Origin of the sequence: Streptomyces sp. NPDC017246 (assembly GCF_044331325.1) — a bacterium.
In the GTDB taxonomy this organism is placed as follows: Bacteria; Actinomycetota; Actinomycetes; order Streptomycetales; family Streptomycetaceae; genus Streptomyces.
In genome coordinates this window covers 191,215-205,639 of record NZ_JBIRMW010000001.1, presented here as the reverse complement: position 1 = coordinate 205,639, position 14,425 = coordinate 191,215, and the positions used below count along the sequence as shown (strand labels likewise).

Genomic DNA, 14,425 nt, shown 5'->3' with positions numbered 1-14,425 from the left:
GATCGTGGGCGCGAGTCGCGGCGAACCCATGAAGGAAGTACCTCGCATGTCGATCCAGCACTCCGACGTCCTCTACACCGCCGTCGCCACCGCCGAGAACGGGCGTGACGGCCGTGTCGCCACCGACGACGGTCAGCTCGACGTCGTCGTGAACCCGCCCAAGGCCATGGGCGGCTCCGGCGAGGGCACCAACCCCGAGCAGCTCTTCGCGGCGGGCTACAGCGCCTGCTTCCAGGGCGCGCTCGGCGTCGTCGCCCGGAACGAGAACGCCGACATCTCCGGCTCGACGGTCACCGCCGAGGTCGGCATCGGCAAGAACGACGACGGCTTCGGCATCATCGTCAAGATCTCGGCGACCATCCCGAACGTGGACGTCGAGACCGCCAAGAGCCTGATCGAGAAGGCCCACCAGGTCTGCCCGTACTCCAAGGCGACCCGCGGCAACATCACGGTCGAGCTCGCCGTCTGAGCTTCGAGCTGTGAGTTCTGAGCCCTGAGCCCTGAGTTCTCGACCCTCGGTTCCGGGTTCCGGGTTCCGGGTTCCGGCGCCGGCACCTTGCGCGTCGGCCGTGCCGTACGAGGACCGCATCCCTCCCCGGGGTGCGGTCCTCGCTGCTTTCCGGGCCACTGCGGCATCATGGCCCTGTCCGGCGGACAGGGGGAGTCGAGTGACGTCGTACGACGGGTCGGAGCGTGCCGACCAGGGGCTGATCGGCGGTCGCTACCGCCTGGGCGAGCGGCTCGGGCAGGGCGGGACCGGAGTCGTCCGGCGTGCCACCGACGAACTCCTCGGCCGCCCGGTCGCGGTCAAGACCCTCACCCTCGACACGGACGCCGACCCCGCCGGCGCCCTCCGTGAGGCCCGGGTCGTCGCCCGCGTCCGCCACCCCCATGTGATCGTCGTCCACGACGTCGTCGAGCACGACGGCCGCCCCGCCCTGGTGATGGAGCTGGTCGACGGCGGTTCGCTCGCCGACCGTCTCGCCCGCCCCGACGGCGCCCTGTCCCCGCGCGAGACCGCCCGCCTCGGCCTCGCCCTCCTCGACGCGCTGTCCGCCGCCCATGCCCACGGGGTCCTGCACCGCGACGTGAAACCGGCGAACGTCCTCCTGGAGAAGGGCACCGGCCGGGCGGTCCTCACCGACTTCGGCATCGCCAGCCTCCCCGGCGCCACCACCCTCAGCGGCACCGGCGTCTTCGTCGGTACCCCCGAGTACACCGCCCCGGAGCGCATGCGGGGCGAGGGCGCGGGCCCGGCCGCCGACCTGTGGTCGCTCGGCGCGCTGCTGTGCGCGGCGGCGACGGGTGTCTCGCCCTTCCGCCGGGACTCGATCGGCGCCGTGCTCCACGCGGTCGTGTACGGGGAGATCCGGCCGCCCGAGCGGCTCGGGCCCCTGCTGCCCGTGGTGCGCGGGCTGCTCGATCGCGACCCGGAGCGGCGGCTGGACGCCGAGCAGGCCCGCCGGCTGCTCACCGCGTGCCTGGCGGGGACAGGAGCCGGGGAGGGAGCGGGGGAGCCCCCGGGTCCGGCCCCGGGCCCGGGGGCGGGTGAGCCGTCCCCCACGCCGGTGTACGACACTCCCCGGCTCGGTGCCGCACGGGCGGACACCCCGCGGATCAACGCCTCCGAGCGCGACGACCCCGAGCGCGATGCCTCCGCGTACAACGCCCCCGAGCCCGACGCCTCCGAGTTCGACACCCCTCATCTCGACCCCCCTGCCGTACGGGACCGGGTCGGCGACCCTGCGGTACGGGACCGATCCGGCGCCCCCGGCGAGCCCGCCCGCCGTCGGGCCGGCCTCGCGCTGCCCCTCGTCGCCGCGGTCGTCGCCGGCTGTGTCGCCGCCGTGACGGTCACCGTGCTGCTCGCCGTCCGTGACGAGCGTGCGGCGGAGGCGGGGCCCGCCGGCCCCACCCGTACGACGGCGCCCGCGCTCGGGCCCCTGCCCGCCGGGTACACGGCCGTCGCCGACGAGCGCGGCTTCACCCTGGCCGTGCCGGCCGGGGCGACCCGGTCGACCGACGGCGAGCGGGTCTTCTACACGACGGGGGACGGGGCCGTCTGGGTCGGGATCAGGATCCGGGCGGTTCCCTCCGGCGGGGCGATCGGGGCGATGCGTACCGCCGACGCGAGCGGGCCGCGTACCAACCCCGGGTATCGCGACAGCTCGGTGGGGGAGACCCGGCACAAGGGGCTGCCCGCCGCGCGCTGGGAGTTCACCTGGAACGGCTTCACCGCCGCCGAGGGGCCCCGGCGCACCGTCGATCTCTGCTGGGAGCAGGCCGGGACCCTGTACGACGTGTGGGCGTCGGCCCCGGTGGGGCGGGCCGCCGAGGCACGGGCCCATCTCGACGCGGCGCTCGGCTCCTTCCGTACGTCGGGAGGGACCCCCGCGAGCTGACCCGGCAGGTGGGACGCCCGCGAGGTGATCCGGGGGCCACCGATAAAGTGGCTCCCATGCGCGAACTCGGGGTGGGCTTCAAGTACCTGCTACAGGGCCAGAAGTGGGTCGGTCTGCACGGGCGGTGGTTCGGTTTCGGGCTGTTGCCCGGACTCGTGACCCTCGTGCTCTACACGGGCGCGCTCGTCGGCCTCGGCTACGGCGCCGACGACCTGGCCTCCTGGGTGACCCCCTTCGCCGACGACTGGACCTCTCCCTGGCTCGGGATCCTCCGCGGCACCCTGACGGTCCTGGTCTTCTCCTTCGGTCTCTTCCTCGCGGTCATCACGTTCACCGCCGTGACCCTGCTCGTCGGCCAGCCCTTCTACGAGTCGCTCTCCGAGGAGGTCGACCGCAGCCTGGGCGGCGAGGTGCCCGAGTCCGGGCTTCCGCTCTGGCGCGAGCTGTGGATCTCGGCCCGGGACAGCCTGCGGATCCTGCTGCGGGTCGCGTTCTACGGCATCCTCCTCTTCGCCTGCGGTTTCATCCCGGTGATCGGGCAGACCGTCGTTCCCGCGATCGGCTTCTGCGTCTCCGGGTTCTTCCTCGCCGAGGAGCTGACGGCCGTGGCGTTCCAGCGCCGGGGTGTCGAGCTCAAGGAGCGGCTGGGGCTGCTCCGCGGGCGCCGACTGGCCGTCCTCGGCTTCGGCGTTCCGCTGACCCTCGCCTTCCTGGTGCCCTTCGTCGCGGTCTTCCTGATGCCGGGAGCCGTCGCGGGCGCCACCCTGATGGCCCGTGACCTGCGGGGCGAGACGGCCGGCGGCGACCGGGACGGCGACTCCGAGGGAAACGATCAAGAAGGCGGCAACCTTCTCTCCTCCGGTGGCGACCAGGAGGTGCACCACCTCCCCCACTGAAGAGAGAAGCGGCATGACGTCACACAAGCGGAAGACGGGCCGCCGGCGCGCGGTCATCGGCGGCCTGAGCGCCCTCGGCATCACCGGCGCGGCCGTCGTCACCACCACCCTGCTCGCCCCGGCGGGCGCGGCGAGCGCGGTGGCCGCCTGGCCCCAGGCGAAGGGCGGCAAGGCGGTCCCCGCGTCGATCGAGGTCTCCGGCACCTACGACGGCAAGCTCCAGCGCTTCTACGGGACCGGTGAGCTCGGCTCGGACGGTCAGGACGAGGACCAGAAGCCCGTCTTCGTCCTCAAGGACGGCGCGGTCCTCAAGAACGTGATCATCGGCTCCCCGGCCGCCGACGGGGTCCACTGCCTCGGCAGCTGCACCCTGCAGAACGTCTGGTGGGAGAACGTCGGCGAGGACGCCGCCACCTTCAAGGGCACCTCGGCCTCCTCCGTGTACGCGGTCCACGGCGGCGGCGCGAGGAGCGCGTCCGACAAGGTCTTCCAGTTCAACGGCGCGGGCAAACTGGTCGTGACCAGGTTCCAGGTCTCCGACTTCGGCAAGCTGGTCCGCTCCTGCGGCAACTGCAAGAAGCAGTACGCCCGCACGATCCTGATCAACGACGTGGACATCACCACGCCCGGAAAGTCGGTCGTCGGCGTCAACGCCAACTACGGCGACACCGCCACCCTGCGGAACATCCGCATCCACGGCGACACCAAGAAGAAGATCAAGCCGTGCACCCGCTTCACCGGCAACAACACCGGTAAGGAGCCCAAGGAGATCGGCACCGGACCGGACGGCACCACCTGCCGCTACGCCGCGGGGGACCTCTCCTACGACTGATCCCGGCGGGGCACCCGGTCCTCGTCGTCCCGGACGTCGAGGACCGGGTGCAGTTCCGGCCGGGCGTCCCACCACGTCCGGTAGAAGGCGTTGTTGTCGATGTTCGCCAGATACGCGCGGACCGCGGCCCGGTAGAGCAGCTCCGCGTGCGGGGCGGGGACCGCCGCCCTGTTCCAGGCGAGCCGGATCCGTCCCAGGACCGGGTCGCCCTCCAGGGGACGGAGTACGGTGCCCTCCGCGTACGGGGCCGTGGGCTGGCTCATCGAGATGGCCCGGCCCGCGGCGATCAGGTCGTAGTGCATCTTGCGGTCGGCCACCCGGTGCCGCAGCGAGGGTGTGAACCCGGCCTTCGCGCAGGCGGCGATCAGCGCCTCGGGCCCGCCGTCGTCGTCCTCCACCAGCGTCATCCAGGACTCCCCGGCCAGCTCGGCCAGCGCGATCCGTTCCTTCCCGGCCAGCGGGTGCGCGGCCGACAGGCGGACGCAGAACGGCTCCTTGGGGACCAGGGTCCTCGCCGTGGTGCCCTCCGGGAGCGCCACCTCGTGATCGTTGACCTCCCCGTACAGCACGGCGTCGTACCGTCCCGCGCCGAGCTGCCGGGTCAGTGTCGTGGCCGAGTGCTCCACGGTCACCGCGATGTCCTGCCCGGCCATGACCCGCTCCAACTGCCCGAGCAGTCCGTCGACGAGGACGAGCAGGATGCAGCCGAGGCGCAGCGGGGTGTGCGGGGCGACGGCCCGCGCCCCGGCGGAGAGCGCGTCCATCTCGCCGAGCACGAGCCGGGCCTTGGAGAGGACGAACTCGCCCAGCGGGGTGGGCTCCACGCCGTGCCGGCCGCGGAGGAAGAGCTCCCCGCCCGCGACCCGTTCGATGCGGCGGAGCTGCGCGGAGAGGGCCGGCTGCGAGACCCCGAGCCGCCCCGCGGCGCGGCCCAGACTGCCCGCTTCCGCTATCCGGCAGACGGCCTCTAGATGCCTCAACTCCAGCTGCATTTCAGCAGCGTACGCAGCACCGCCCGGTCGCACCATAACCCGCGTCTTATGCCGGATGGGATGTCCCGAACTGGCCATGTCCACGCCCATACTCGGCGCGACGATCCGTCTCCCCCACCGCGATGCCCACCCCGATCGGAGCAAGACGTTGCACCCCACCAGACTCACCGCGGCCGTGGCCGCCCTGGCGCTCTCGGCGAGCCTCGCGACCGCCCTCGCCGGCACCGCCACCGCGGCCCCGCAGGTGCAGCCCGTACCCCCGGGCCACGGCAAGTCCCTCGCGCTCGCCGCCGCCGACGGCGCCGCGGCCAGCGGTCTCGACGAGCTGCGGCACGGCGCCGACGAGGACCTCGTCCGGACGTCCGTCACCCCCTGGGCGAACGGCCTCTACTACGCCTCCTACGAGCGGACCTACCGCGGTCTCCCCGTCGCCGGCGGCGGCGACGCGGTCGTCCTCTCCGACAGCTCCGGCAAGGTCAGGGACGTCACCGGCGCCCCCGCGCCCACCATCAAGGTCTCCACCACGGCGAAGGTGACCGCCGCCGCGGCCCTCGCCACCGCCCGCGGGCAGCTGGCCTCGGTGGAGTCCGCGAGCACCCCCGAGCTGACCGTGCTCCTCAAGGGCGGCAAGGCCGTACTGACCTGGCACACCCTGGTCGTCGGCCGCACCGCGCAGAACACGCCGAGCTCCCTCGACACCTACGTCGACGCCCGTACCGGCTCCGTCGCACAGGCCACCGACAAGATCCTGCACGCCGACGGCCGCGGCTACCACAACGGCAACGTCACCATCGACACCGCCGCGAGCTCCATGACCGACACCAGCCGCGGCGGCTTCAAGTGCGGCGGCCAGAACGGCAGCGCCTACACGGGCTCCTCGCCGTGGGGCAACAGCGGCGCCAACGACCTCGTGACCGCCTGCGTCGACATCATGTACGCGGCGCAGAAGGAACACTCCATGCTCAAGGAGTGGTTCGGCTACAACGGACAGAACGGCCAGGGCGGCATGGTCCCGGCCCGCGCCGGACTCTCCGAGGTCAACGCGTACTACGACGGCACGAAGACGACCTACGGGCGGGCCCAGACCGGCTCGAACCAGCTCACCGGCATCGACGTCGTGGCGCACGAGTACGGCCACGAGATCTTCGACCGGACCCCGGGCAGCTCCGGCTCCTCGAACGAGAACGGCGGACTCAACGAGTCCACCGGCGACATCTTCGGCGCGCTCACCGAGCACTACGCCAACAACCCGAACGACACCCCGGACTACACGGTCGGCGAGAAGGTCAACTTCTTCGGCGACGGCAAGCCGATCCGGAACATGTACAACCCCTCGCTCGTCGGCAACGACCCCAACTGTTACCCCCAGTTGAGCTCGGGCACCGAGGTCCACGCGGCCGCGGGACCGCAGAACCACTGGTTCTACCTGCTCGCCGAGGGCTCCAACCCGGGCGGCGGCAAGCCCAGCAGCCCCATATGCTCCGGCGGTCCCTCCTCCGTGACCGGCATCGGCATCCAGAAGGCCGGCAAGGTCTTCATGGGCGCCCTGCTCCTCAAGACCTCCTCCTGGAACCACCTCGCCGCCCGCAGGGCGACGCTGACCAGCGCCAAGAACACCTACGGCAGCGTCGAGTGCAACGCGGTGAAGGCGGCCTGGAGCGCGATCGGCGTCCCCGCCCAGTCCGGTGAGACCGACTGCGGCGGCACCACCAACCCGGACTTCTCGCTCGCCCTGAACCCGTCCTCGGGCTCGGTCCAGCCGGGCGCCTCCGTCACCTCCACGGTGAACACCAGCACCACCGGGGGCAGCGCGCAGACCGTCCAGCTCTCCGCGAGCGGCGCCCCGAGCGGCGTCACCGTCTCCTTCAGCCCCACCTCGGTGACCTCGGGCTCCTCGTCCACGATGACCGTGCAGGTCGCGGCGGGCACGGCCAACGGCACCTACCCGATCACCGTCACCGGTACGGGCTCCGCCACGCACACCGTGACGTACCAGCTGTCGGTCGGCACCACGACCCCGCCCACCGGCTGCGACAACACCGAGCACAGCTACCAGGGCAGCCTGACCTCCGGCCAGACCGCGGTCCAGCCGGACGGCTCGTACTACTACTCGGCGACCTCGGGCACCCACGTGGGCTGCCTGCGCGGCCCGGCCGGCAAGGACTTCGACCTGTACCTGCAGAAGTGGAACGGGTCCGGCTGGGTGGACGTGGCGGTCGGCGGCACGGCGACGGCCGACGAGGACACCAGCTACAACGGCACCGCGGGCTACTACCGGTACGTGGTCCACGCGTACAGCGGCTCCGGTACGTACACGCTGGGCCTGAGCGCCCCGTAATGGGGCCGGGGCGCCGTCATGGACCGGGGGTTCCGTGACGGCTCCCCCGGAGCCGGGCAGCCGAATGTCCCTCGGCCGCCCGGCTCTTCCACGTCCGGCGGATCACCCCGCTCGGCCGACCTCGGCGAGGACGAACCCCGGTTCCGTCCCGCCCGCGTCCGCGATCCGCTCGCCGTCCGGGCCCCAGGCCCCGGCGGCGCCGCAGCCCACACCGTCCTCGTTGGCCCCGAGGACATTGCCGAGCACCACGTACAGCCCGAAGTCCCGGGCCCGTACCGGATACACCTTCTCGAACGAGTCGTTGTCGGCGGCGAGCACCGAACTCGCCAGATACACCGCGCAGTCGTCGGCCGCCGCGCGCTCGGCCAGTTCGGGGAAGCGGTTGTCGTAGCAGGTGGCCGTCGCGAACCGGACCCCGTCGAGCGCGAACCGCCCGTCCGCCGTGCCCGGCGCGAACACCTCCTTCTCGATCCCGTACAGGTGCTGCTTGTCGTAGCGGGCGAGGAGCGCACCGTCCGGGCCGATCACCAGCGAGGCGACCGCGGGCCGGCCGTCCGCCGTCCGCACCGGCCCGTTGACGACGGCCGCCGCCGAGACCGCGCGGCAGGCCTCCCGCACCGGTTCGAGCCGGGGGTCGTCCTCGGTGAGGGCCAGCGCGGGGGTGTCCCGGATCAGGGAGGGCTCGTACCCGCTGAGGCAGAGCTCGGCGAAGACGACCACACGGGCGCCCTCGGCCCCGGCGGCCCTGATCAGGCCGGCGACGGTCCGCACATTGGCGGCGATGTCCCCGGCGACCGGGGCGAACTGCGTGGCTGCGACGATCATGCGCCCATCATCCCGCCCGCCCGTCCCCGGTCTCCACCCGCCCGTCCCCGGTCTCCACCCGCCCGTCGGCCCCTTCCGCCCGCGCACCGGCCGGGAATCCCCGGGACTCCCGCATCGTCTCCGCCGTCTCCCGCAGCAGCCGGAGGAACGCGGTCGCCGCCGCGGTCGGGATCGGCGGGGTCGCCGCGCAGATCCGCCGGTACGGGACGTCGTCCGGGTGGATCGTGACGAGCGTGACCTCCCGGGGGACGGACGCCGCCGCCAGCGCCGGTACCAGCGTGATGCCGAGACCGGCCGACACGGCGCCGAGCTTCGCGATCCAGTCGTGCGCGAGCAGCCCGGTGCGCGGCCGGAACCCGGCGGCGACGGCCGGCCGGAAGAGGGTGTCCTCCAGGCGCTCGGAACCGACGATCCACTCCTCGCCGGCGAGCTCGGCGAGCCGTACCGCCCGCCGCCGCGCGTGCGGGTGCCCGCGCTCCAGGGCCACCAGCATCGGCTCGTCCAGGAGATGATGGAGCGTCACGCCCTCCGGAGGGGGAGCGCCGTGGGCCGGAGCGACCACCGCGAGGTCCTGCTCACCCGCGGCGAGCTGCCCGAGATGCTTCACCGAAGGACCCTCGGCGCGGGTGACGGTCACGCCCGGATGCCGGGTGCGGAACGCGGCCTGCGCGCAGGGGACGAGCGCGGCGTTGGCGCTGGAGAACGAGCCGAGCCGGAGCAGCCCGCCCTCCAGGGTGCGCAGCGCCTCCAGTTCGGCCCGGGCCGCGACCAGCCGGTCCCGTACGGCCTCGGCGTGCGGCAGCAGCACCCGGCCCGCCTCGGTCGGGCGCACCCCGCGCGGCAGCCGCTCGAACAACACCGCGCCCGTCTCGTCCTCCAGGGCCTGTACCTGGCGGGAGACGGCGGACTGGGTGTAGCCGAGGACGCGGGCGGCGGCGGTGAAGGACCCCTCGCGGGCGACGGCGAGGAAGACCTCGTACAAGGCATGACCATGGGGCATGGGAGCCATGCTAGACATTCGCTTGTCGCATGGGAGGGCCGCGCCTAGCGTCGTCCCCATGGACAGTACGCAGCAGAAGATCGCCTTCCTCGGCCTCGGCTCCATGGGGCTCCCCATGGCCCGTCGACTCCTCGACGCGGGACACCCGTTGACCGTGTGGAACCGTACGGCCGGCAAGGCCGACACCCTGGTCGCCGCCGGCGCCGTGCGCGCCGCGACCCCCGCCGACGCCGTTCGCGACGCCGACGTCGTCGTCACCATGCTGGCGGACCCGGCCGCCGCCCTCGCCGTCGCGGACGCGCTCCTCCCGGCCCTGCGGCCGGGCACGCACTGGATCGACACCTCGACGATCGGCCCCGACGCCGTCCGGACCCTGACCGCCCGGCTCCCCGAGGGGGTCGTCCTGATCGACGCGCCCGTCATGGGCAGCGTGGACCGGGCCGCCGCGGGCGAACTGCTGATCCTCGCGGGCGGCGACACGGCCCCCGTCGCCGCCGTCCTCGACCGGCTCGGCACGGTCACCCCGTGCGGCGGCCCCGGCACCGGCGCGGCCCTCAAGCTGGTCCTCATCAACGCCGTCATCGGCGGGGTCGCCCTGATCGGGGAGAGCCTCGCGCTCGCCGGCGCCCTCGGGCTGCCCCGCGAACTCGCCCTGCGGGCCCTCGCCGAAGGGCCCCTCTCCGGAGCCGTCGCCCGCGCCACCGCCACCGGCTCGCACTTCCCGGTCGCCCTCGCGGCGAAGGACGTCGCCCTGGCGACCGCGACGGCGGAACTCCCCGTCCTGGGGGCTGTCCACGCGGTCCTGACCGGGGACGAGGCGCTGCTCGGCGAGGACCTCGCGGCCGTCGCCCGCTAGCGTCGCCCGTCGGTTCCGGCCCTCGCCCGCTAGCTCCGGCCCTCGCCCCCGTGCAGCAGGTGCAGGAAGTCGCGGAAGGCGGCCGGCATGTCCACCGCCGCGGGGTCCAGGAGCCACTGGTACTGGAGTCCGTCCATCACCGCCGTCAGCAGCGGTGCCGCCCGCTCCGGGCTGAGCCCGCCGGGCAGCCGGTCGCCGAACTCCAGGCGCAGCACCTGCGCCATGTTCGCCCGCACCTGCGCGTACCGGTCGGTGAAGAAGGCGCGCGCCGGGTGCTCGTCCGTCACGCTCTCGCCGAGCAGCGCGGAGAAGGTCTGCACGATGCCGGGCCGCATCGCGTTGTACTCGACGAGGGACTCCAGCAGGTCGAGCCGCCAGCCCTCGCGGTCCCGGCCGCCGCTGGTGTCCCAGCGGTCGCGTTCCTCCAGTACGGCGACGAGCAGCGCCTCCTTGGTGGGGAAGTAGTGCAGCAGCCCCTGCTGGGTGAGACCGACCCGTTCGGCGACGGAGCCGAGGGTGGCGCCCCGGTAGCCGCGCTCGGCGATCACTTCGAGGGCGGCGCGGAGGATGTCCGCACGCCGCTCCTCGCTCCTGGCCCGCACCATCGCCGTGGCCCCTTCCCGGTCGTCTTCCGCTCGTCAACGTCCGACAGGACCGTACCCCCTCCCTAAAAATAACAAACAGGTAACATCACCTACCGATCTACAGGTAGGTGGGTGCACGATGGGCGCATCGGGGTCACCAGTACGTCAACGAGGAGGTACGGCCATGACGGAGACCGGTGCGGACACGGCACGGGCGGCGCAGGACACGGCACGGGAAGAGGCCGTCGAGGCGGCGCTCGCCAAGCTCGACCTGGACGCCAAGACCCGGCTGCTCGGCGGCCAGGACATGTGGTCCCTGCCCGCCCTGCCCGAGATCGGCCTGAAGTCCCTGGTCATGTCCGACGGCCCCGTCGGCGTCCGCGGTGTCCGCTGGACCGCCGACGACCCGTCCGTCGCCCTGCCGTCCCCGACCGCGCTCGCTGCGGCCTGGGACCCCGCCCTCGCCCGCCGCGCCGGCCGCCTCCTCGCGCAGGAGGCCCGCCGCAAGGGCGTCCACGTCGTGCTCGCGCCCACCGTCAACCTGCACCGCACCCCGCTCGGCGGCCGCCACTTCGAGGCCTACAGCGAGGACCCGTACCTCACCGGCGAGATCGGCACCGGCTACGTCCAGGGCGTCCAGGACGGCGGCGTCGGCACCACCGTCAAGCACTTCGTCGCCAACGACGCCGAGACCGACCGCTTCACCGTCGACAACAGGATCGCCCCCCGCCCGCTCCGCGAGCTCTACCTCGCCCCCTTCGAGGCCATCGTCAGAAACGCCCGCCCCTGGGGCATCATGACCGCCTACAACCAGGTCAACGGCGTGACGATGACCGAGCACCACCACCTGGTCAACGAGGTCCTGCGCGGCGAGTGGGGCTTCGACGGCGCCAACGTCTCCGACTGGATGGCCGCCCGCTCCACCACCGGCGACATCGAGGGCGGCCTCGACATCGCCATGCCCGGCCCCGTCACCGTCTACGGCGAGGCCCTCGCCGCCGCCGTCCGTTCCGGCGAGGTCGAGGAGTCCGCCGTCGACGCGGCGGTACGCAACGTCCTGCGGCTCGCCGCCCGCGTCGGCGTCCTCGAAGGCGCCCCGCCGGTCGTCACCGAACACCCCGCCCCCATCGACGGGGACGCCCTCGCCCGCGAGATCGCCCGCCGCGGCTTCGTCCTCGTACGCAACGAGAACGCGGCCCTCCCGCTGCGCCCCGGAACCGTCGCCCTCTCCGGCGCCGCCGCCCGCGACGCCCGCGTCCTCGGCGGCGGCTCCGCCCAGGTCTTCCCCGACCACGTCGTCTCCCCGCTCGACGGCCTCACCGCCGCCCTCCCCGCCGGGGCGCTGACCTTCACCGTCGGCGCCGACCCCAGTGACGAACTCGCACCCGCCGACCAGGGGTTCACCCTCCGCGCCCGCTGCCGCGACGCCGGGGGCCGGCTCCTCGGCGAAGGCTCCCTGCCCAACGGGCAGGTCCAGTGGATCGGCGACGACCTCCCGGCCGGCGTCACCCACGAGGCCCTCGCCTCCATCGAGGTCATCGGCACCTTCACCCCGCGCGAGTCCGGAGAGCACTCCTTCGGCACCCGCGGCCTCGGCGCCTACACCCTCGCCGTCGGCGGCGAGACCGTCTTCGAGGGCGTCCAGACGATGGGCCCCGAGAGCGACCCCTTCGAGGCGTTCTTCGGCTCCCCGGTCGAGCGGGCCAAGGTCGGGCTCACCGCCGGCGAGACCGTCGAGGTGTCCCTGCTGCACACCCTGGACAAGGAGTTCGCGGCCCCGCTGCCGGCCGTCATGTTCTCCTTCGTCCACCTCGGTCCGCGCCGTGACCCCGACGAACTGATCGCCGAGGCCGTCGAGGCGGCCCGCGCCGCCGACACCGCCGTCGTGGTCGTCGCCACCACCGAGCGCGTCGAGTCCGAGGGCTTCGACCGCAAGGACCTCGCCCTCCCGGGCCGCCAGGACGAGCTCGTACGGGCGGTGGCCGCCGCCAACCCGAACACCGTCGTCGTGGTCAACGCCGGCTCCCCGGTCGAACTGCCCTGGCGCGAGGAGGTGGCCGCGATCCTGCTCGGCTGGTTCCCCGGCCAGGAGGGCGGCGCCGCCCTCGCCGACGTCCTCACCGGCGCCGAGGAGCCCGGCGGCCGGCTCCCCACCACCTGGCCCGTCGCCCTCGCCGACGTCCCCGTCACCGACGTCACCCCGGTCGAGGGCGAACTCGCCTACAGCGAGGGGATCCACATCGGCTACCGCGCCTGGGACCGGACCGGGGCGGAGCCCGCGTACGCCTTCGGCCACGGCCTCGGCTACACGACCTGGTCGTACGACTCCCTGGACGTCACCCCGGACTCGGCGAAGGTCCGGATCACCAACACCGGCGACCGGCCCGGCCGCGAGACCGTCCAGCTCTACCTCGCACCCCGGACCGGTGGTCCCGACCGCCCCGAACGCCTGCTGGCCGGCTTCGCGAGCGTCGAGGCCGGACCCGGCGAGAGCGTCGAGACCGAGATCGCGCTGCCCCGCCGCGCCTTCGAGATCTGGGACGAGGCGAAGAACGACTGGACCCTCGTCCCCGGCGGCTACGAGGTGCGGGCCGCCCACTCCCTCGCCGACGTCCGGCTGAGTGCCACCCTGGAGATCTGAGGTCCGCGAGGACCCTCACGACCGGCCCCGGGGCGGCACCTGACAACCGCCCCGGGGTCCCTTCACTCCTTCGTGATCCGCCGGTACGCGAGCTCCGCGAGCCGCGCCTGGCCGTCCCTGCTCGGATGGAACCAGTCCCAGGGGCTCAACTGCCCGCCGTCGAAGCGGAAACCGAAGACGGCCCCTTCGTCGTACCGGCAGCGCTCGTCCTTCGCGCACACCTCGGAGAGCACCCGGTTGTACGCCACCACCCGGCCCTGCACCTCGGCGCGCCGCCGTTCCGCCGCGGCGCCGAGGTCCTCCGCGTCCGCCAGCATCGATCCGCAGATCCCCAGCTTCCACACCTCGAGCCCCGTCGGGCTGAGCCGCCCGGTCGACCACAGGTGCATCAGGGACGGCACGCTCGCCACGTACACCTGTGCCTTCGGGGCGCCCTCGCGCAGCCGGGCGAGCGCCGTCTCGAAGGACGTCCGGAAGTCGTCGACCGGTGTCATCAGGGCCGGGGTGGGCCGGCAGGCGTCGTTCGCGCCCATCATCACCGTGACCAGCTCGGGCCGTTCGGCCGCCGCCCCGGCCATCTGCTCCGGGAGCTCGGCCATCCGCGCCCCCGTCCTGGCCAGGTTCCAGCTGCGGCCGGCCACCTTCTCCGGGCCGAGGAGGCGCAGCGCGAGGCTGTTCACCGCGGTGTCCGTGCCGGTCGCCCAGGACACCTCGGGACAGTCGGCGAGGACCGAACAGGCGTCGAAGGCGCGGGTGACGGAGTCGCCGACGGCGGCGACGGAGGCGGGGGAGACGTCCCACAGGGACGTCGGGCCCGGCTTCGGCTTCGGGGCCGGCTTCTGGGCCGGTCTCGCCGAGGACGACGTCGCCGAGGGCTCCCCGGCGGTGCAGCCGGACAGTGCCCCCGCACACAGCAGCGCCGCCGTCGCGGTGGCGACAGCGGTACGAAATCGGCGTCGGCCGCGCATCCTCGGCCCCTCCTTCGGCGTCCTGGCGGGTGAAAGCTTCGTGTTCACCGGCCCCCGGACCGACCGTACGTCACACCGATGACGGTGCGGC

General features: G+C 73.3%; 12 protein-coding genes. 7 read left to right on the top strand and 5 right to left on the bottom strand.

What is annotated here, in order from left to right; translation table 11 throughout:
- The first annotated feature begins 46 nt into the window (after window positions 1–46).
- The 4 genes from ACH4MY_RS00990 (at window position 47) to ACH4MY_RS00975 (ending at window position 4,130) form a co-directional block, all read left to right on the top strand.
- Entirely contained in the window at window positions 47–469 is a 423-nt protein-coding gene (locus ACH4MY_RS00990) for an organic hydroperoxide resistance protein (RefSeq protein WP_397995675.1), read from the top strand.
- Window positions 470–668: 199 nt separating this feature from the next.
- Window positions 669–2,402, top strand: a complete 1,734-nt coding sequence (locus tag ACH4MY_RS00985; protein WP_397995672.1) for a serine/threonine-protein kinase — start codon at window positions 669–671, stop codon at window positions 2,400–2,402.
- Between the two features lie 56 nt (window positions 2,403–2,458).
- Window positions 2,459–3,298, top strand: a complete 840-nt coding sequence (locus tag ACH4MY_RS00980; protein WP_397995669.1) for an EI24 domain-containing protein — start codon at window positions 2,459–2,461, stop codon at window positions 3,296–3,298.
- A gap of 13 nt (window positions 3,299–3,311) precedes the next feature.
- Window positions 3,312–4,130, top strand: a complete 819-nt coding sequence (locus tag ACH4MY_RS00975; protein WP_397995666.1) for a pectate lyase — start codon at window positions 3,312–3,314, stop codon at window positions 4,128–4,130.
- Here the strand turns inward: ACH4MY_RS00975 and ACH4MY_RS00970 are convergent.
- Complete coding sequence (locus ACH4MY_RS00970) at window positions 4,121–5,122, bottom strand: LysR family transcriptional regulator (protein ID WP_397995663.1); 1,002 nt, start codon at window positions 5,120–5,122, stop codon at window positions 4,121–4,123. The two genes, ACH4MY_RS00975 and ACH4MY_RS00970, sit on opposite strands and share 10 nt — an antisense overlap.
- A 76-nt stretch (window positions 5,123–5,198) precedes the next feature.
- Here ACH4MY_RS00970 and ACH4MY_RS00965 point away from each other — a divergent pair, with 76 nt between their 5' ends.
- Entirely contained in the window at window positions 5,199–7,460 is a 2,262-nt protein-coding gene (locus ACH4MY_RS00965) for a M4 family metallopeptidase (RefSeq protein WP_397995660.1), read from the top strand.
- A gap of 102 nt (window positions 7,461–7,562) precedes the next feature.
- On the opposite strand, the gene ACH4MY_RS00960 is transcribed toward ACH4MY_RS00965, so the two are convergent.
- Window positions 7,563–8,285, bottom strand: a complete 723-nt coding sequence (locus ACH4MY_RS00960; RefSeq protein WP_397995657.1) for a carbon-nitrogen hydrolase family protein — start codon at window positions 8,283–8,285, stop codon at window positions 7,563–7,565.
- Window positions 8,286–8,292: 7 nt separating this feature from the next.
- Window positions 8,293–9,285 (bottom strand): LysR family transcriptional regulator, encoded by a 993-nt coding sequence (locus tag ACH4MY_RS00955; RefSeq protein ID WP_397995654.1) that lies wholly within the window; start codon window positions 9,283–9,285, stop codon window positions 8,293–8,295.
- 58 nt (window positions 9,286–9,343) lie between these two features.
- Between ACH4MY_RS00955 and ACH4MY_RS00950 the strand changes: the two genes are divergently transcribed.
- The gene (locus tag ACH4MY_RS00950; RefSeq protein WP_397995651.1) at window positions 9,344–10,141 is read left to right on the top strand and encodes an NAD(P)-dependent oxidoreductase; all 798 of its coding nucleotides are present in this window, start codon (window positions 9,344–9,346) and stop codon (window positions 10,139–10,141) included.
- A 29-nt stretch (window positions 10,142–10,170) separates the two neighbouring features.
- On the opposite strand, the gene ACH4MY_RS00945 is transcribed toward ACH4MY_RS00950, so the two are convergent.
- Window positions 10,171–10,746, bottom strand: a complete 576-nt coding sequence (locus ACH4MY_RS00945) for a TetR/AcrR family transcriptional regulator (RefSeq protein ID WP_397995648.1) — start codon at window positions 10,744–10,746, stop codon at window positions 10,171–10,173.
- Window positions 10,747–10,909: 163 nt separating this feature from the next.
- Here ACH4MY_RS00945 and ACH4MY_RS00940 point away from each other — a divergent pair, with 163 nt between their 5' ends.
- On the top strand, window positions 10,910–13,366 hold the full coding sequence (locus tag ACH4MY_RS00940) for a glycoside hydrolase family 3 protein (protein WP_397995645.1): 2,457 nt from the start codon (window positions 10,910–10,912) through the stop codon (window positions 13,364–13,366).
- Between the two features lie 62 nt (window positions 13,367–13,428).
- Here the strand turns inward: ACH4MY_RS00940 and ACH4MY_RS00935 are convergent, their stop codons facing one another.
- The gene (locus tag ACH4MY_RS00935) at window positions 13,429–14,334 is read right to left on the bottom strand and encodes an SGNH/GDSL hydrolase family protein (RefSeq protein ID WP_397995643.1); all 906 of its coding nucleotides are present in this window, start codon (window positions 14,332–14,334) and stop codon (window positions 13,429–13,431) included.
- Window positions 14,335–14,425: the final 91 nt, after the last annotated feature.